Annotated in this window: 15 protein-coding genes and 1 pseudogene; 9 read left to right on the top strand and 7 right to left on the bottom strand. The window is 71.8% G+C overall.

The annotated features are described in order from the left end of the window. Positions 1 to 89 precede the first annotated feature (89 nt). From AB0F10_RS13715 to AB0F10_RS13725, 3 genes and pseudogenes are all read left to right on the top strand, one after another. Positions 90 to 1006, top strand: a pseudogene (locus AB0F10_RS13715) (manganese catalase family protein). Positions 1007 to 1201: 195 nt separating this feature from the next. Beyond that, entirely contained in the window at positions 1202 to 1621 is a 420-nt protein-coding gene (locus AB0F10_RS13720; protein ID WP_360623509.1) for an SRPBCC family protein, read from the top strand. Between the two features lie 222 nt (positions 1622 to 1843). Next, the gene (locus tag AB0F10_RS13725; protein ID WP_360623511.1) at positions 1844 to 2278 is read left to right on the top strand and encodes a hypothetical protein; all 435 of its coding nucleotides are present in this window, start codon (positions 1844 to 1846) and stop codon (positions 2276 to 2278) included. Positions 2279 to 2415: 137 nt separating this feature from the next. Here AB0F10_RS13725 and AB0F10_RS13730 read toward each other — a convergent pair whose 3' ends face one another. Together AB0F10_RS13730 and AB0F10_RS13735 are read right to left on the bottom strand one after the other, a co-directional pair. Continuing rightward, positions 2416 to 2799, bottom strand: coding sequence for an STAS domain-containing protein (locus tag AB0F10_RS13730; protein ID WP_360623513.1), 384 nt, complete (start codon positions 2797 to 2799; stop codon positions 2416 to 2418). Positions 2800 to 2968: 169 nt separating this feature from the next. After that, positions 2969 to 3730: an alpha/beta hydrolase gene (locus tag AB0F10_RS13735; protein ID WP_360623516.1), complete on the bottom strand. Its 762-nt coding sequence runs from the start codon at positions 3728 to 3730 to the stop codon at positions 2969 to 2971. A gap of 52 nt (positions 3731 to 3782) precedes the next feature. On the opposite strand from AB0F10_RS13735, the gene AB0F10_RS13740 reads away from it, so the two are divergent. Further along, positions 3783 to 5186, top strand: coding sequence for a hypothetical protein (locus AB0F10_RS13740; RefSeq protein WP_360623518.1), 1404 nt, complete (start codon positions 3783 to 3785; stop codon positions 5184 to 5186). A gap of 1 nt (position 5187) precedes the next feature. Here AB0F10_RS13740 and AB0F10_RS13745 read toward each other — a convergent pair whose 3' ends face one another. Further along, positions 5188 to 5703, bottom strand: a complete 516-nt coding sequence (locus AB0F10_RS13745) for a DUF6328 family protein (protein ID WP_360623520.1) — start codon at positions 5701 to 5703, stop codon at positions 5188 to 5190. Positions 5704 to 5941: 238 nt separating this feature from the next. On the opposite strand from AB0F10_RS13745, the gene AB0F10_RS13750 reads away from it, so the two are divergent. Further along, positions 5942 to 6076, top strand: coding sequence for a hypothetical protein (locus tag AB0F10_RS13750; protein ID WP_360623522.1), 135 nt, complete (start codon positions 5942 to 5944; stop codon positions 6074 to 6076). A 100-nt stretch (positions 6077 to 6176) separates the two neighbouring features. On the opposite strand, the gene AB0F10_RS13755 is transcribed toward AB0F10_RS13750, so the two are convergent. From AB0F10_RS13755 to AB0F10_RS13770, 4 genes are all read right to left on the bottom strand, one after another. Continuing rightward, on the bottom strand, positions 6177 to 6617 hold the full coding sequence (locus AB0F10_RS13755) for a response regulator (RefSeq protein ID WP_360623524.1): 441 nt from the start codon (positions 6615 to 6617) through the stop codon (positions 6177 to 6179). A 139-nt stretch (positions 6618 to 6756) separates the two neighbouring features. Then, the gene (locus AB0F10_RS13760; protein ID WP_360623582.1) at positions 6757 to 7380 is read right to left on the bottom strand and encodes a chemotaxis protein CheB; all 624 of its coding nucleotides are present in this window, start codon (positions 7378 to 7380) and stop codon (positions 6757 to 6759) included. A 25-nt stretch (positions 7381 to 7405) separates the two neighbouring features. Next, positions 7406 to 8209, bottom strand: coding sequence for an ATP-binding protein (locus tag AB0F10_RS13765; protein ID WP_360623526.1), 804 nt, complete (start codon positions 8207 to 8209; stop codon positions 7406 to 7408). A gap of 5 nt (positions 8210 to 8214) precedes the next feature. Beyond that, a complete protein-coding gene (locus AB0F10_RS13770; protein ID WP_360623528.1) occupies positions 8215 to 8481 on the bottom strand; it encodes an STAS domain-containing protein in 267 nt (88 codons plus the stop codon). 607 nt (positions 8482 to 9088) lie between these two features. Between AB0F10_RS13770 and AB0F10_RS13775 the strand changes: the two genes are divergently transcribed. The 4 genes from AB0F10_RS13775 to AB0F10_RS13790 are packed head-to-tail and all read left to right on the top strand — an operon-like array spanning position 9089 to position 16453. Beyond that, positions 9089 to 9967, top strand: a complete 879-nt coding sequence (locus tag AB0F10_RS13775) for an ABC transporter ATP-binding protein (RefSeq protein ID WP_360623530.1) — start codon at positions 9089 to 9091, stop codon at positions 9965 to 9967. Further along, the gene (locus AB0F10_RS13780) at positions 9964 to 10641 is read left to right on the top strand and encodes an ABC transporter ATP-binding protein (RefSeq protein ID WP_360623532.1); all 678 of its coding nucleotides are present in this window, start codon (positions 9964 to 9966) and stop codon (positions 10639 to 10641) included. The genes AB0F10_RS13775 and AB0F10_RS13780 overlap by 4 nt, the downstream gene beginning before the upstream one ends. Beyond that, positions 10638 to 13766: an FtsX-like permease family protein gene (locus AB0F10_RS13785; protein ID WP_360623534.1), complete on the top strand. Its 3129-nt coding sequence runs from the start codon at positions 10638 to 10640 to the stop codon at positions 13764 to 13766. Before AB0F10_RS13780 ends, AB0F10_RS13785 begins: the two co-directional genes overlap by 4 nt. Further along, positions 13763 to 16453 carry an FtsX-like permease family protein gene (locus AB0F10_RS13790; protein ID WP_360623536.1) on the top strand — a complete coding sequence of 897 codons (2691 nt, stop codon included), beginning with the start codon at positions 13763 to 13765 and terminating at the stop codon, positions 16451 to 16453. The genes AB0F10_RS13785 and AB0F10_RS13790 overlap by 4 nt, the downstream gene beginning before the upstream one ends. Positions 16454 to 16522 lie beyond the last annotated feature (69 nt).

Consider the following 16522-nt stretch of genomic DNA (forward strand, 5'->3'; position numbering starts at 1 on the left):
TCGGCCCCGAAGGGCCCCGGACAGGCCCGGCCGGGCCACGACCCGGGGTAGCCCGACATCGTGCCAATCCCTTCCTCATGGAGGTCCTGATGTTCAAGCACGTTGATTACCTGCAGTCCAGGCCAAGCCGGAGAAGCCCGACGCCCTGCTCGCAGCGAAGATGCAGGAGCTCGTCGGCGGGCAATTCGGCGAGATGACCGTGATGATGCAGCACCTCTGGCAGGGCTGGTCTTGCCGGGTGCCCGGGAAGTACAAAGACATGATCATGGACATCGCGACCGAGGAGATCGGCCACGTCGAGATGCTCACGACCATGCTGGCCCGGCTGCTCGAGGGCGCACCCGGCGAGGCGACCGAGAAGGCGGCGGCCGCCAACCCGTTGCTGGCCGCGGTCCTCGGTGGCATGAACCCGCAGCACGCCATCGTCACCGGCGGCGTTGCGCTGCCGCGCGACGCGGCCGGCGTGCCATGGGACACCGGCTACATCATCGCCAGCGGCAACCTGCTGTCCGACTTCCGGTCCAACGTCGCCGCCGAGGCGCAGAGCCGGCTGATGACCAGTCGGGTGTACAACATGACCGACGACCGCGGGGTCAAGGACATGCTGCAGTTCAACCTCGCACGTGACACCTGGCACCAGCAGCAGTGGCTGCTCGGCATCGAGCAGCTCATCGCCGACGGCTTCACCGAGTCCGGTATCGAGGACTCCAATGCCGATGTCGAGAACCAGGACGCCAACCACACGTTCTACAGCTTCGACCCGGAGAGCAGAGCCGACCAGGGCCGCTGGGCGCAGGGTCCGGCCCTGGTCGGGAAGAACGAGATCGTGTACGTGCCCGATGCGCAGCCGCTGACCGACGACAAGCCGCTCGGGCCGGCGCCGGACCCCAAGCTGTTCGTCACCTACGACGGCTCGATGGGTAAGGGCAAACCGGGCACCGGAGCCGGGGCCCACGCACAGGGTGCCGCAAACATCGTCAATAAGATCAAGGGCGCACTCGACTGACGGTTCTCCGCGCGCGGGAACGAAGGCAGTCCTTCGTTCCCGCGGCGCCGATCGCGTTGTCGACGAGCCGGCAGTAGGACAGGGCCGGTCCGAGGTGGTTGCCTCGACGATCTGCCGTATCACGCGTGAACAGGGCGGATCAGGGAATCCGTACAGGGACCGTCGGAAGGCGTTCGCAAGGCCGAGGAGGCGACGATGCAGGCATCGGGCAACCACGTGACAGCGGTAATCAGCAGTCAGCACGAGTTCAACGCACCAGCCGAGGTCGTCTTCGGGGTGCTCACCGATCCCGACCGTAGGACCCGATGGCTTCCGCAAGGTATGCGTACCGAGTCCGCCGGCCTCGACCACGTCCGGGTCCGGGCAGGCGGACAGGCCCACGAGTACGACGTGAGTTCTGCACCGGACCAGCTACGAGTGGAGTGGCGGGCGCGGGGCTCCGCCGGACTACATGGAGCGGCTTGGGTGCGTGACGCACCGGCCGGTGGCTGCGTGGTGCACGCCGAAGTGACGGTTCCCGGCGGGCATGCGGAGCGTCAACGGGCCGAGGAGCTGTTGGCGGAGTCGATGGGCCACCTCCAGCGCGATGTCAGCGACAACTTCAACGCGGGATGACGACCCGCTCGCGGCACCGCCGGTTGCTGCACCCCGACGGGCGCTCGTTCACCGGCGAGTTGCAGGTTGACGGCCTCGACGTACCGATCGGCTCGGGTCTGATCGACCGGTCCGGCCGGTACCCGGTCACTGTCCGGCTGTCCAAGGGGGTCGGCACCCCAGGCGCTGCACCGGGTCGAGCGGTTGCGGGAACGCCTGGGGCGGGAAGCAGGTCTGCGGGTGATGGACTCCTCGATCGTCGGCCACGACGGGGTCGCTGAGTGGGATCCGTTGAAGCTCAGCGTGGACGTTTCCGCCCTGGGTATCACCGGCTACCAGGCGCGCGACTGGCTGAAGCAGGAATGCGGACTCACCGTCCAACTGGGCGACGCCCGAAGGGTGGTGTGCTCGCTGACGTACGCCGATGACGATGCTGCGATCGAGCGGCTGGCCGCGGCCCTGGAACGGCTCGCCGACGACCCGCCGGCGCCGGACCGTCCCGCCCCGGACCTCCCACCGCTGGAAGATTTTGATCTTGACCAGGTGATGAACCCGCGGGAGGCGTATTTCGCCGAGACCGAGCAGGTCACCGACCCTGCCGGGCGTATCGCCGCGGGGATGACTCTCCCCGACGCCGCCGACCCGAAGCTGAAGACGTTCCGGGTAGTGCGCGAGTAGTGGACCACCGAACCGGGAGTCATGGAGCGCGGTCACTGCCAGCACCGTCCCGGGCCGAGTGCTCGGCGCGGCACCGGACGCACCGGCAGGCTGAGCGTTGCCGGCGTAGGCCCACCCGCCGGGATGTCGCCGGCTAATTAGGCGGTGTTTACCGGTGCCGGCTCGGTGACGGCCAGGTAATCGAGCAGCCCGCTGATCCGTAGTACCTGACGGGTGAACGGGTGGGGATCCACGACGCTCAGTCGGCATCCGAACTGCCGAGCCCTGGTCTGGCATAGCACGAGGGTGCGGATGCCGTTGGAGTCGAGGAATGTCACGCCGTGAAAGTCCACCTCGACGCGGGCGTACCGGTGGCTGCTCACCGCACCGACGATGCTGTTCTGCAGTTGGCCCGCGGTGTCCGCGTCGACTTCGCCGGACACGATGATGCGTGTGGTTTCCGGGTCCCCGCCGTCCCGCAGTTCGATGGTCAGCGCGTCCTGGTCCTCGCCCGGGAAGCTGGCCCTACCGCCGATGTTCATGAGCGTCTCCGGCGCGCTTGGGGCAGGTTACGGTAGCCCTCGCTACTGAAGGTGATTCTTACCGTACTACCGATGACCGGTCGTCACCACGGTGGTGGCGGGCCGGCCGGGCGGTGGTGATGTACTCGCCGGTGCGCGACGCGCGTGCGGCCCGACCCTTCGGTCACGATCAGGCGAGACGGCGGGCGAAGGCCTGGACCGGCAAGGACCAGGCGGCCGGATCCTGCCAGCAGAAGGTGTGCGGGCCGGGGACCTCGACGCAGCCGCCTTCGGCGGCCGGCGCGGCCAGCCGCTCCGCCCATCGGCGGGTGCTCAACGCGTCGTCACGGCCGCGGACGACCAGCACCGGCACCGGAAGCGCGAGGACCGCATGCGTCAGGCTGTAGCGACGGTGCTGACGCAGGACATGCACGAGTCGCCGCAGGCCGGCTCGTTTGCGCTCGGGCCGGTTGACCTGCTCCAGGCCGGCCGGCTCGCGGGTCAGGTCCAGCAGCCACCTACCGAGTACCGAGGGCAGTCCTCGGTAGGTGGGGTCGAAGACCGGCGAGCCCAGCACTATGCCGGCGACGTCGCCGGGCCGGCGCAACGCGGCTTCGGCCGCCACCTGAGTCCCGCTGGAGTGACCGGCGAGGACCACCTTGTCCGGCCCCACCTGATCGAGCCAGTCGTTGAGCGCGTCGGCGAACTCGGCAACGCTCAGCTCGTGCGGCGGGTCGCCGCTGCCGCCGCAACCGGGTAGGTCGATCAGATGGGCCCGGGTCCAGGTGGCCATCTCCGCCAGGCTGGGCAGCAGATAGTCGCAGGCGGTCATCCCGTGGACCAGGACGACTTCCGGCAGACCCGGGCGCACGGTGCCGAGGCTCCGGCTGCGGATCCTGCCCAGGGGCCCGTCGTGGTGTCGCGTCTCGGTAGCGATCGGATCCGGGCTCACGCAGGATCGAGTACCCGGATTCGGCGGCCGCGATACCGGGCATTCGGATTTCATGACATTGCCGCCTCAGGTCGCCGGATTCGACTCCGCCTCGGCGATGGTCGTCGCCCTCGCCCGGTTCCTGCACGGCCAGGACACCCCGCCGCTGGGGAAACCGGGGTTCCGGGCACTCCGGCCGGTCGCCGCCGCGGCCTCCAGGCTTCCGGCCGGAGTCCAGGAGGCCCTGTACAGCGCGTTCAGTGGGGCCGAGGGCCGCCAAGAGGCCGAGATCGCCCGACTGGACATGGACGCCATCTCCGCCGGGATCGTGCAGGCCTATCCGCGCCGCCGCTACCCGGCGGTCGTGATCGGGTCGTCCGGGGGGGCCCTCGTGCACCTGTGCGCGGCGCTCGGTGTGCCCTGGCTGCCACAGACGCTGCTGTTGCCCGTACGGCAGAGAGGCATCTCGCCCGACGATCCGCAACGGGCGGCACACGCGCTCGCCGGCACCGCCCGGGCCATGCTCGACCGCAACCCGGACCTCGTGCTGCACCACATGCACGACCCCAACCAGGACCGGCTGACCCTGCGGCGGATGGCCTACTTCCGCGTCAAACGCCGCACGCTGGGGGAGGCCTACGAGCGCTTCCTCGCCGATCACCTCGAGCCCGGCGGCCTCGTCATCGTGGCCGAGTGCGGCAAGCGCTGGCCGGTCACGCACCTGGGGGAGCGGCATCTGTTCCAGTTCGGCGCGGTCGGGGGCATCCCGCCGCAGGAATACCGCCAGGGCAGCGACCGGGTGACCGACTACCTGCGGCGCTACGGGGCCGACCGGACCCGATGGGTCGCACCGGTCGCCGACGGTGATGCGCCCGAGGCGGAATGGGGTTTCGAGCCCGTCCTGCGCGATGACATCACCGCCTTCGCCGACCGGTTCGGCTTTCGGGTACGCAGGCTGGCGTTCGACGAGCCCGAGGACCTCAGCCCGCTGGTCGCCGACCTGTACCGATGGTGGTACCGCCGTCGTGGCCTGCCCGGGAACCGGCTGTTCGTCGACTCGTTCATACTGCTCGACCCCTGGTGGACGCTGCGCGCCGGCGCCGTGCCGTACTGGAGTGTGTTCCCGGTCCAGCCGTCCCTGACGGCCTTGGAGAAGTACCTGGGCGACGCCGAGCCCTACGATCACATCCAACTCGCCCTGTTCTGCCACGGCGTGGAGTCGGCCGGCGTCGCCGCCGCCGGGCAGTGGCAGGAGGTGCTCAACCGGGCCCGGGTGACCGGCACCTTCGCCGGAGTCTCACCGCGCCGCTATCCGCGGGACTTCCGCACGTTCTTCGGTTTCCAGGCCGCGCTGCGCCGGGTCCGGCCGCGCCGACAGCTGCCGGAACCGCTGCCGCTCACCGGGTTCGACGAGTTCCTCGGCGAGCACGGCGGCCGGTACCCGGGTCTGCGAACTCAGGAGCGCCTGATGGACTGAATCAGCCGTCGGTCGCCTCTTCGTCCTCTTCCTCGGCGTCCTCGTCGATCCAGTTGTGCCGGTACCAGGGAATGCCGGCCCAGAACACCAGGAAGAAGATCGCCGTCGCCCCGCCTAGCAGCAGCGCTGCCGGCCTGTTGAGCAGGTAGTCGACGATGAGGAAGACGCTGCTGACCATCGCGATCAACAGGAACGCCAGCCCGCCGGTGGCCATCCGGTGCGCGTACCGGACCAGCTCGGGCTTGCGGCCCTGCCGGAACAGCGCGCGGTGGAACGCGACCGGCGAAATGATCATCGCGGTGGAGGCCGCCGCGGCGAGGAGCGCCACGACGTAGATGTCCTTCTGGAAGCCTGTCGTCTTCGGGAAACCGTTGCTGAACGGCAGCGTCAGCAGGAACGCGAACAGGATCTGGATGCCGGTCTGCGCCACCCGTAACTCCTGGAGCAGATCCGCGAAGTTGCGATCCCAGCGGTGCTTCTCGCCCTCGTAACTGACGCGACGTTTCTCGGCGGTCATATCACTGGAAGGTGCCCCGCCGACCGGTCGTCGAAACGCCTCACCGGCCCGGGTGTACTCCTCGCCGAAGAGAAGCCGAATACCCGTTGCAAAGTCGTCGACGCAGAGCTGAAGCCGGCTCGTGCCCGGTTGAAGCGCCGGGACTCGCGAACTCACGAGGAGCTGATGGAGGAGGCCGACCGGCTGCTCGCTTCGATGCCACCACGCACGCGCAAGGCTGCCGCCGCACACCCAGGACATGCTCATCGGCCAGGCCGGCCAGCTGGAGCAGTTCCACTGGTTCGTCCGCGCTCACCTGGAGCGCGAGGACGGCAGCCTGGGCACGGCCGGTGCCCGCGACGAGAAGACCGCCGCCCGACGCGGCAAGCGCTGACGCGCCCGGTTCAGGATCTCGGCCCGTTCAGGACCGGGCGGTAGCCGCTGAGCTCCAGGCGCCGCGTCGGCCACTCGCTCGTCCTGGTGGTAGGGCACGATCACGCGGTGTGTGGTGGCCGGGTGGCTAGTTCGCGGTAGAAGGTGTGAATGGTGTTGACGGCTGCGGTGAAGGCGTCGAGGTCGATCGGCTTGGTCACGTAGGCATTGGCGTGACGCAGGTAGCTGGACGTGACGTCGTCGGGCTGCGCAGAGGTCGTGAACACCACGATCGGGATCGTGGCCAGCAGTGAGTCCTGCTTCACGGCGGTGAGGACTTCCCGGCCGTTCATGCGGGGCATGTTGAGGTCGAGCAGGATGAGATCCGGTCGCGGGGTGGCCTCGCCGTCGTTGTGCAGGTAGGCCAGCGCCTCGATGCCGTCGTGGGCGATGTGCAGGCGGGTGGACACGCGGTGCGCGGTGAACGCCTCGGTGATCAGTGCGAGGTCGGCGGTGTCGTCGTCGACGAGCAATACGTCGTAGCGCGTGTCGTCCTGAGTCATAAGGGCTCCGTTGCGTCCCCGTCACGGGTTTCTTTCCGGTTCGCATCACCATCGTGGCACGCGTCGGGGCCTGCGTGCGGATGTCCGCGGGTGGAATCGCAAGGCGGGCCGTGTGGGCAGACGTGCGGAGGGTTCAGGTTCAGCGGTCGCCTGTTGCCGCTCCGCCGTTTCCGCGGAGCAGCTGGGTCGGTGTGATCATCGGGGCGTTCACCAGGGTGAGGATGAGGTCACCGACGTCGGACAGCGCGACCACGTGTCCGGTGATGTCGCCGCGACTGATGGTGGCATGCGGCATCGCGGGCTGGGTGGAGGTGGCCACGCTGCTGACGATGACGGTGCCGCCGAAGCGGTGCACGACGGTCGCGCCGGTCGCGGCGTCGTTGCCGTGCCCGGTGAGCACCACTGCGATCAACTGGCGTCCCGCGGCGATAGCCGCGGTCGTCAACAGCAGGTCCGCCGACGGCCGGTAGGGCGGTGCCGCACCGGACGGGATCAACGCGATCGACAGGTCCGCGGCGATCAGCGTGTGGAATCCGGACGGAGCGACCAGTACCCGGCCGGGTGTCAGCACGTCACCGTCGGCGGCGAAGCCGACCGGCAGTGTCGTCCGCTGACCGAGGATGGCGGGCAGTTCGCTGACCCGGTCGGGCTCCAGATGCTGCAGGACGATCACCGCGGCGGGCAGATCGGCCGGCAGCCGCTCGAGGACGACGGTCAGGGCAGCGAGGCCGCCGGCGGAGCAGGCCAGCACCACGATCGGCATGTCGCTCACTGCACCACCCCGAGCCTCAGCTGCCGCCGTGTGTCACAGCGCGCGGGTCGGCCGGCCGAGCCCACGGAGTTGCCGGTGTGGCGCGCAGAGCCGCCCAGACGGTCTTGGTGTCGGGGCCGGCATGGATATCCCAGGCGGCGCTGTAGGCCTCCACGAGGCGCAGCCCTCGTCCTCGGACGGCGTGCGGCGCGCCGTCGCGGAGTTCGGCGGGGGCGATGACCGGTAGCTGGGGGCAGTAGTCGCGCACGCTGACGAGCAGATAGTCCCCGCGCAATATGCAGGTGGCGTGGAGATCGGTGCGTGCGTGCTCGACGGCGTTGCTGACCAACTCGGAGATGACCAGTGTGGCGGGGCCGAGCAGGCAATCGAGGTTCCACGTGCGGCAGGCGTGGGCGACCATCGCTCTGGCGCGTTGCGGGGCATTTGCGACGGCACCCAGCCGGATGCTTGCTCTGCGCGGGGCCCGGGCGCCGCCGCTGCCGACCGCGGCAAGGGCGTCGGTGTAGGTCGGGAAAGACTCCACGTCACCGAGAACCCGGCCACCCATCTGGGTGGCGAGCTCGGCGGACGCGCCGCAGATCATCAGCGTCGTTCCGGTCGGTGTCTGGGTCTGCGCCGCGGCGGGGAACACGGCCAGGCGGGAACGGTGATCGACACTCATCTCGCCGACCTCGACGATGACCGCGTCGGGCGCCTCGATCAGGCACTTCATCAGGGTGCGCCGAACCAGCGGAGCGGTTTGCAGATCGAGGGAACCGCGAATGGTGATCAGAATGGTGTCGCGTGCGGGCACGGTAGACACCGCGGCGGTCAGGCTCACACCACTCATCCTCCGAAGCTCGTAGCCGGATCGAGAGTATCGGCGTCGACCACCAGATCGGACACTTGCAGTAGATCCGCCACATCGGTGATCCGCAGAACGGTGTCGACGTCGCCGGACCCGTTGCAGGCACGGAGGACCACACCGGTGCTCCGGGCAAGATCATGGGCCTTGACGAAGGCGGTCAGACCCGCGGCGTCGAGGAACGTCAAGGCCGCCAGGCCGTCGACCGGGGCCAGTACGGAAATCGCCAACGGATTGGCCACATCCATCACGGCCCTCCCTAAAGCCGTCTCTGACCACACGCATCAACTGCCCGAACGCCATCACGCACCACCAACCGGCAGGTCAGGCCCGATCAGGCGCTACCCAGGTGCTACCGGGCATGTCCCATGGTACGTGGAGTCCCGCGCTTCGTCCGCAGCAACGATCCCAGCGACCGGCTGTATGAGGCGGCGTGTCGCGGGCTCGCGCCTTCGCAGGTGGTTGGGGACAACCTTGGTTCGGTAACGGCGCACAATGCGCTGGTCGCGGCCGGGTGCCGGGATCCCGGCTCGGCCGGCTCCGGGTACGGGTCTCAGCGCGCACCACGGCGGCCATGTCCTCGCCGCCGTGGCCCCGTGCCAACACCTCGCCGTAAGGCTGGTGCAGGCGTCCAGCGGCGGTGACGCGATCCCGGTCGCCTGGGCGGCGCCGGCGATGAGCCGCCAATTCATCAGCACCTGAAGTCTCGGCGGACCAGCTTGTCGGCCGGGACACCGCGCCGGCCATGGGCCGGAGTCGAGTATGCGCATCCGCTCCCGGCCGGTATCGGGACGGCTGACAACCGTGGTAGAAAGGCACGCCCAAGATCGAAGGATCGTCGGCCCGGGGGAGACATTGTCCGAGGAAGCGCTCATCGTCTGCGAGAGCCTGGTCCGGATCTATCAAACCGGATCGATCGAGGTGCAGGCGCTGCAAGGGCTCGACCTGGTGGTGAACCGCGGCGAGATGGTGGCCGTGGTCGGCGCCTCCGGCTCCGGGAAGTCGACGCTGCTGTCCATCCTCGCCGGGATCGACGCGCCGACCGCGGGGAAGGCCGGGGTCGGACGGTGGGACCTGCTCGCGATGTCCCGCGCGGACCGGGTGCGGTACCGGCGGCACACCGTCGGGTTCGTCCGGCAGCAGGCCGCCAGCAACCTGGTGCCGTACCTGACCGCCCGCCAGATGGTCGACCTGCCGATGACCGCCGCCCGCAGACCGGCCGGGCAGCGCCGGGAACGCGCCGGTGAACTCCTCGAGGCGCTCGGTGTGGCGGACTGCGCCGACCGCAGACCGGGCGAGATGTCCGGTGGGCAGCAGCAGCGGGTCGCGATCGCCGTCGCCTGCGCGAACGAGCCGCACGTGCTGCTCGCCGACGAGCCCACCGGTGAGCTGGACACCGCCACGTCGGCAGAGGTGTTCGGCGCGCTGCGCGACGTCAACCAGAGGTACGGCGTGACTGTCGTGGTCGTCACCCACGATCCCGAGGTGAGCGGCAAGGTCGAGCGGACCGTGGCGATCCGGGACGGGCGCACCAGCAGCGAGGTGCTGCGCCGCACCACGACCAACGAGGATGGTGACACCCACGTGATCGCCGAGGAGTACGCGGTGATGGACCGGGCCGGCCGGGTCCAGGTGCCTCGCGAGTACCGCGAGACGCTTCAGCTCGTCAACCGGGTGCGGCTCGCCCTGGAGGCCGATCACGTGCAGATCCACCCCGATCGGAATGGCCGGTGACGGACCCGATTCTTTCCGTACGCGGTATCGACCGCACGTTCGGCGTCGGCCCGGCCACCGTGCACGCACTGCGCGGCATCAGCTTCGACGTCGAACCGGGAACCATGGTCGCCCTGGTCGGCCGTTCCGGCTCGGGCAAGACCACCCTGCTCAACGTGATCGGCGGCCTGGACCGTCCGGACGCCGGCACCGTGGTCGTCGACGGCGCCGACGTCACCGCCCTGGACGAGGACGGCCTGTCCCGGCTGCGGCGCGACAAGGTGTCGTACATTTTCCAGACCTTCGGCCTGATCCCGGTGCTGTCCGCCGCCGAGAACATCGGCGCACCGCTGCGGCTGGCCCGCACCCCGGCCGCGGACCGGGAGAAACGGGTCCGGTTGCTGCTCGACCTGGTCGGCCTCACCGAACACGCCGAGCAGCGCCCCGGCGAACTCTCCGGCGGCCAGCAGCAGCGGGTCGCGATCGCTCGCGCCTTGGCCGCCTCGCCCCGGCTGCTGATCGCCGACGAACCGACCGGGCAGCTCGACGCGGAGACCGGCCGCTCGGTGATGGCGCTGCTGCGCGGCGTCGTCGAGTCCGAGGGCGTCACCGCGCTGGTGTCCACCCACGACCCGGTGATGATGGCGCTCGCCGACCGGGTGATCCGGATCAGCGACGGGCAGCTCGCCGGATGATGACCCTGTTGGGTCGCCGGGCCCGCGCCCAGTGGCCGGTGCTGGCCGCCCTGCTCGCCGTGGTCATCCTCGGCGCGTCCCTGCTCGGTGTGTGCGCCCTGTTGGTGACCCGCAGCGCGGCGCTGGCGCTCGGGGTCGCGGCGGCGCAGGCCGATCCGGCGGCGACGACGGTCACCGCGTACACGTCGACCATCGACGGGTCCGACGCCGCCGCCGTCACGGACGCCACCCGGCGCGTGCTGACCTCGGCGATCGCCCCGTACGGCGCGAGCACCGCGGTCCGCGCCTCGTCGGTGACCCGGCCGCTGCCCGGCCGCCGGGACGAGGCCCGCACGTACCTGTCCGCCATCGAGGATCTGCCGAGCCGGGCCGAACTGGTCGCCGGTCACTGGCCGCGCGCCGGGGACCCCGCGCACGCGGAGGCCGTGCTGCTCGAACCGACCGCGAAGCTGCTCGGGCTGGGCGTGGGCAGCCGGGTGCGCCTGGCCGCGAAACCGCCGGACTATCCCGCCCCCGCAGTAGACCTGACCGTCGTCGGCATCGCCCGGCCGCTGCCCGGCGCCGGCTGGGACCGGGACCCCCTGCATGGCGCCGGCTACCAGGCGGACCACAGCGACGGCACCACGATGCGTACCTTCCCGGCGTACGGGCCGTTCCTGCTGGACCTGAAGGACCTGCTCGGCGGCGGGTCGTCGCTGGCCCTGATGGAGATCGCCGCCCATCCCGACCTGGCCCACGCCACCCCGGCCGGGCTGGGCACCCTCGTCGCGGGCGTGCGCGACGCCGACCCGCGGCTCACCGGCACCCTCGGCGGACGCGCCAAGTTCACCCGGGTCGGCTCCGGCGTGATCGGCACCCTGATCGCCGCCCGGCATCAGCAGAACGTGACCGAGGCCGCGGTCCTCGCGGTCGCCGTGCTCGGCACCGTACTCACCGCAGCGGCGCTCGCCCTCGCCGGGCGGCTCACCGCCGGGCTGCGCGCCGGGGAGACCGCGCTGCTGTCGGGACTCGGGACCAGCCGGATACAGCTCGCCGTCACCGCGTTCGTGGAGGCGGGGTTGATCGCGCTGGTGGCGACGGCGGTCGCGGTGCCCGCGTCGTCGCTGCTGCACGCCGGCCTCAGCCACCTACCGCCGATGTCCGGGGCGGGGCTGGCCACCGACCCGGGCGTGACCGGCGGCCAGATACTCGCGGTCGTGGCGGGCGCGTCCGCCCTCACCGTGGTCCTCGCCCTGGTGGCGATCCGGGCCGAGGCCCCACCCGGCGAACGCGGCCGCCGCGAACTGCTGGCCCGCACCGGCCTGGACCTGCTCCTGGTGGCGTTCGCGGTCCTCGGCTGGTGGCAACTGCACGCGCGCTCGGCATCCCCGGACCTGCTGGAGACGCTCGCGCCGGCCCTGCTGCTGGCCGCCGGGACCGCCCTCGCGCTGCGGCTGGTCCCGCCCGCGCTCCGGGTCGCCGACCGGCGGCTGGCCCGCCGCTCCGACGGTCTGCCGCTGCCACTGGCCGTGTTCGAGGCGGCCCGCCGCCCGCAGGCCGCCGCGGCCGGGCTGTTGATCTGCCTCGCCGCCGCGACCTGCACGTTCGGGACAGCGCTCGACGCGACCTGGAACCGGTCCCAGCACGACCAGGCCGACCTGGCCGTCGGCACCGACCTCGCGGTCACCCTGACCACCCCGCCGGTTGCCGGGCAGGGCGCCGCGATCGCGCGGGCCACCGGCGCCGGCACGATCAGCCCGGCCACCGACCGGGGCCTGGCGATCGGCCAATGGGTCGGCAGCGGCGGTGACCCGCCCCGGCTGGTCGCGGTCGACACCACGCACGCCGTGCAGCTGCTGCGCGGCCGGCTGCCGGACGGCCACGACTGGGCCGGCGTGACCCGCGGACTGGCCCCGGCCGAGCCGGCCGGCGGCATCACCGTGCCGGCCGGCGGCACGTTCACCCTGGCCGGTACGGCGAGCGGCGCGGTTCCGCTGGCCGTCATCCCGAAACTGCTCCTGCAGGACCCGACCGGGCTGCGGACGCTGTGCACCGGTGCGCCGATCCAGCTGGACGGCACCCCGCACCGGGTCACCGGCTGCGCGCCGGCCGACGGTATGCGACTGGTCGCGGTCGCCCTGCCGGTCGACGTCGATCCGTACGACCTGTTCGCGGCCACCCGCAGCCGGCTCGCGGTCACCCTCACCCTGCCCGGCCCGGCCGGTGACGTGGCCGGCTGGAACACCCTTTCGGCCGAGCCGGTGGCGAACCAGCTGTTCGACCCGGCCATGACCACGGCCGGGAACCGGATGCGGATGACCGGGACCGTGCAGCTCGGCGGGCAGCCGGACGCCGCGCTGACCCTGGTCACGATGGCCTTCCCGGCCCCCGACGTGGTGCCCGCGGTGGTCTCCGAACGACTCGCGGACGACCTCGGCGTCACCATCGGCTCGCCGCTCGACGTGGCGTTCGGCGCCACCGCCGTATCGGTGAAGATCACCGGCATCGTGCCGGCCGTGCCGTCCGCGCCCGGCTCCGCCACCATCCTCGCCGACCTGGACACCCTCTCCCGGTACCTGACCGCCCGCGGCGACCTGGAATATCCGGTGGACGCCTGGTGGGTCGGCGCGCCGGCCCGCAGCGACGTCGCCGGCCTGCACCTGGGCACGGTCACCACCCGCGCCGGCGAGACGGCGCGGCTCACCGCCGGGCCGCTCAACGCCGGGCTGCCCGCCGTGCTCCGCCTGCTCGTCCCGGCCGCCGTCCTGCTGCTGCTCGCCGGGGTGTTCCTGCACGTCACGCACGACCTGCGGGACCGGGCGGTCGAGGTGGCGCGACTGCGCGGCATCGGGATGACCGGCCGGGAGATCCGGACCACCCTCCTCGGCCAGCACGCCTTCGTCCTGTTGCCGCTGCTCGCCGCCGGAGCGCTGGTCGGCGCGCTCGGGACGGTGATCGTGGCGCCGCTGCTGATCCGTTCGGAGACCGGGGCGGTGCTCATCCCGTCGGTGACCCCGGCCTGGCCCTGGGCGGCCGAAACGCTGTTGCTCGTCCTGCTCGTCGCCGGGTCCACCCTGGCCGTCGGCGTGGTGGCCGGCGTGCAGGCCCGCCGGGCCGGCGCGGCTCAACTCAGGGTGGCGTCATGAGTCTGCACTGGCCGAGCATCCGGGGCCGCGCCCGGGCCGACGCCGGTCCGCTACTCCTGTCGGCCGTGGTGATCGCGGTGGTCTCGGTGCTGGCCGGGACGGCCCCGGTGCTGCTGCGCAGCACCGCCGACGAGGCCGTCCAGCGGGCGGTCCGCGAGGCCGGCGACGACGCGGACGTCCAGGTCCAGGCCCGCTGGGAGTACGACGACGGCCCGAGCGGCGGCCGGCTCCGCACCCCGCGCTCCGCCGAGGCCCTCGACGACCTGCGCGATCGGTCCATGGAGGAGCTCGGCCCGCTGAGCGCGATGCTGCTCCCGCCGATCGAGTTCGTCGACAGCCCGTACCTGAAGATCGTCAACGCCACCGAGCCACGCTCGTTCCGGCTCAACTACGTGTCCGGCCCGTCCGGGCCGGCGCTCACCTGGGTCTCCGGCGCCGCGCCGAAGGCGGCCACCGGGCAACCGGACGTCGAGACGCCGTGGAACGGCCCGCCGTGGCCGGTGCAGGTGGGCGTCTCCGAGATCACCGCGACACGGCTGGGGGTCAAGCCCGGCGACCGGATGCAGATCGAGGACAAGAACCGCAATCCCAAGGACATCCGGGTGAGCGGTGTCTTCCGGGCCGGCGACCCCACCGATCCGGCCTGGCGGGTGGCCCCGTGGCTGCTCGACCCGATGGCCGGCAAGGACGGTCCGGGCAACACCCGGTTCGGCGGGCTGCTCACCGAGGAGTCGCTGCCCGACGCCCGCCTCGCGTTCGAGCTCGACGCGGTGAGCCGCGAGGTCCGGTTCAGCCCCGACCCGGACATGCTGACCCTGGACTCGGCCCAGAGCCTCGCCGCGACCGCGGTGGCGCTCAAGGCGTCGTCCGCGTCGTCCGCCGACCGGGGCTCCGGCTCGCAGTGGTCGACCCAGCTCGACCGGGTGCTGCGGAACGTCGAGAACCAGATCGACGCGACCACCGTGCAGGCGTCGGTGCTGCTCGCCGCGGTGTCCGCGGCCGCCGTGCTGATCCTGCTGCTGGCCGCCGACCTGATGGTCGGCCGCCGCGCGCCGGCGCTGACCGTGGCCCGGCAGCGCGGCGCCTCGCTGACCACCCTGGGTATCGAACTGCTACTCGAATCGGTGCTGGTCGCGGTCGGCGCGGCGGCCCTGGGCGTGCTGATCGCCCGGCTGTTCGTGCCGGACGTCGCCTGGGGCTGGCTGCTGCCGGTCGTACTCGCCGGCGCACTGGCCGGTCCCGGATTCGGGACGCTCACGGCGTACCGGTCCACCCGCGACAAGCGGGTCCCTGCCAACCGCAGCGCCCGCCGGCGGGCCGGGCGAACGGCCGCGCTGCGCAGGCTGACCGCGGAGAGTGCGGTCGTTGCCGCGGCGGTGACCGCGGTCGTCGTGCTGCATCAGCGCGGAGTTCTGCCGTCGGCGGGCGGGACCGTGCTGCTTCCGGCCGCCGCGCCGGCTCTCGGGGTGCTGGCCGGCGCACTGGTGCTGCTGAGGCTGCTGCCGCTGGGGACCGCGCTGGCGCTGCGCCGGGCGCTGCGGTCGACCCGGCCGCTGGCGGTGTTCGGGGCGGCCCGGGCCGCGGCGGCCTCCGGGCGGGTGCTGCCGATGCTGGCGCTGGCCAGCGCGGCGGCGCTCGCGACGTTCGCGCTGACCATGAACACCACGATCGGGCATGGGCTCACCGACGGCGCGTGGCGGACCGTCGGGGCGGACGCCCGGCTGGACCTCGCACCCGACACCGAGACCGCCGAGCCGGTGCGGCTGATCGCGCACTCGCCGGGGGTCAGGCATGTTGTCACGGCCCAGATCAGCGATGGCACGCCGATGGTCGTCGGGGACGCCTCCCGGCCGTCGCGCCTGGTGATCGTGGACAGTGCCGCGTACCGGGAGCTGCTCGCCGACACCCCGTTGCCCGCGCTGCCGGCCGACCTCACCGGCGCCGCGGGCAGCGACGCCATCCCGGCACTGGTGCGTTCCGCCGACGGCAAGGTGACGGTCGGCGACCAGCTGAAACTCGCCCGGGACGGCGCTCCCGCGCTCCAGTTCATCGCGGTCGGCGCGGCGCCCGCGATCGACGGCGCCGAGGACGTCGTACTGGTCGACGCGGCCGCGATGACCGCGGCCGGGGTGACGGTCACGTCGAACACGATCTGGGTGACCGGCTCCGGTGCGGTCTCGGCGGCCCGGGCCCACGCGGGCGCCGCCGACGTCGTCGCGCGCACCGACGTGGAGCGTGACCGCCGGGACGCGCCCCTGGTGACCGGCCTGCTCCGGCTCGCCTGGGCGTCGGCGGGCACGCTGCTCGCGCTCGGGCTGCTGGGCTTCGCGCTCGGGGCGGCATCCGGGGCGCCGGAACGCTGGCAGACCCTGAGCCGGCTGCGGACGCTCGGACTTCGTACCGGAGAGTCCCGCCGCGTCGCCGCCGCCGAACTGCTGCCCCTCGCCCTGATCGCCGCCGTCGGCGGCCCGCTGCTGGGGGTGCTGCTCGCTTACCTGTCCCTCGGCCCGCTGGCGTTGCGGCTGCTCACCAGTCAGCCGGACGGTCCGGCGCTGTTCCTGCCGTGGGTGGAGATCATGGTGATCGCCCTCGCCTTCCCGGCGATGGTCGCGGCGGTGGTCGCGGTCGAGTCGGCGGTGCGCCGTCGTCGTCGCCTGGGCGAGGTCCTCCGGGTCGGCGGCGCGTAGCAGGACCGGCGGCTCCGACGTTGTCTCAGACGGAGGGTCAACGAGGACGCAGCTGTCCCCGCCTGGCCG

The organism is Actinoplanes sp. NPDC026623 (assembly GCF_040638275.1).
GTDB lineage: Bacteria > Actinomycetota > Actinomycetes > Mycobacteriales > Micromonosporaceae > Actinoplanes.

Bases quoted from the DNA above. Each gene is read 5' to 3' on its own strand.
- AB0F10_RS13760 (WP_360623582.1), bottom strand. From the start codon at position 7,380: ATGCCGATCGTGGTGCTGGCCTGCTCCGCCGGCGGCCTCGCTGCCCTG.
- AB0F10_RS13755 (WP_360623524.1), bottom strand. From the start codon at position 6,617: ATGACTCAGGACGACACGCGCTACGACGTATTGCTCGTCGACGACGAC.
- AB0F10_RS13730 (WP_360623513.1), bottom strand. From the start codon at position 2,799: ATGAACATCGGCGGTAGGGCCAGCTTCCCGGGCGAGGACCAGGACGCG.
- AB0F10_RS13785 (WP_360623534.1), top strand. From the start codon at position 10,638: ATGATGACCCTGTTGGGTCGCCGGGCCCGCGCCCAGTGGCCGGTGCTG.
- AB0F10_RS13725 (WP_360623511.1), top strand. From the start codon at position 1,844: ATGGACTCCTCGATCGTCGGCCACGACGGGGTCGCTGAGTGGGATCCG.
- AB0F10_RS13750 (WP_360623522.1), top strand. From the start codon at position 5,942: ATGCTCATCGGCCAGGCCGGCCAGCTGGAGCAGTTCCACTGGTTCGTC.
- AB0F10_RS13745 (WP_360623520.1), bottom strand. From the start codon at position 5,703: ATGACCGCCGAGAAACGTCGCGTCAGTTACGAGGGCGAGAAGCACCGC.
- AB0F10_RS13790 (WP_360623536.1), top strand. From the start codon at position 13,763: ATGAGTCTGCACTGGCCGAGCATCCGGGGCCGCGCCCGGGCCGACGCC.
- AB0F10_RS13770 (WP_360623528.1), bottom strand. From the start codon at position 8,481: ATGGATGTGGCCAATCCGTTGGCGATTTCCGTACTGGCCCCGGTCGAC.
- AB0F10_RS13740 (WP_360623518.1), top strand. From the start codon at position 3,783: ATGACATTGCCGCCTCAGGTCGCCGGATTCGACTCCGCCTCGGCGATG.
- AB0F10_RS13720 (WP_360623509.1), top strand. From the start codon at position 1,202: ATGCAGGCATCGGGCAACCACGTGACAGCGGTAATCAGCAGTCAGCAC.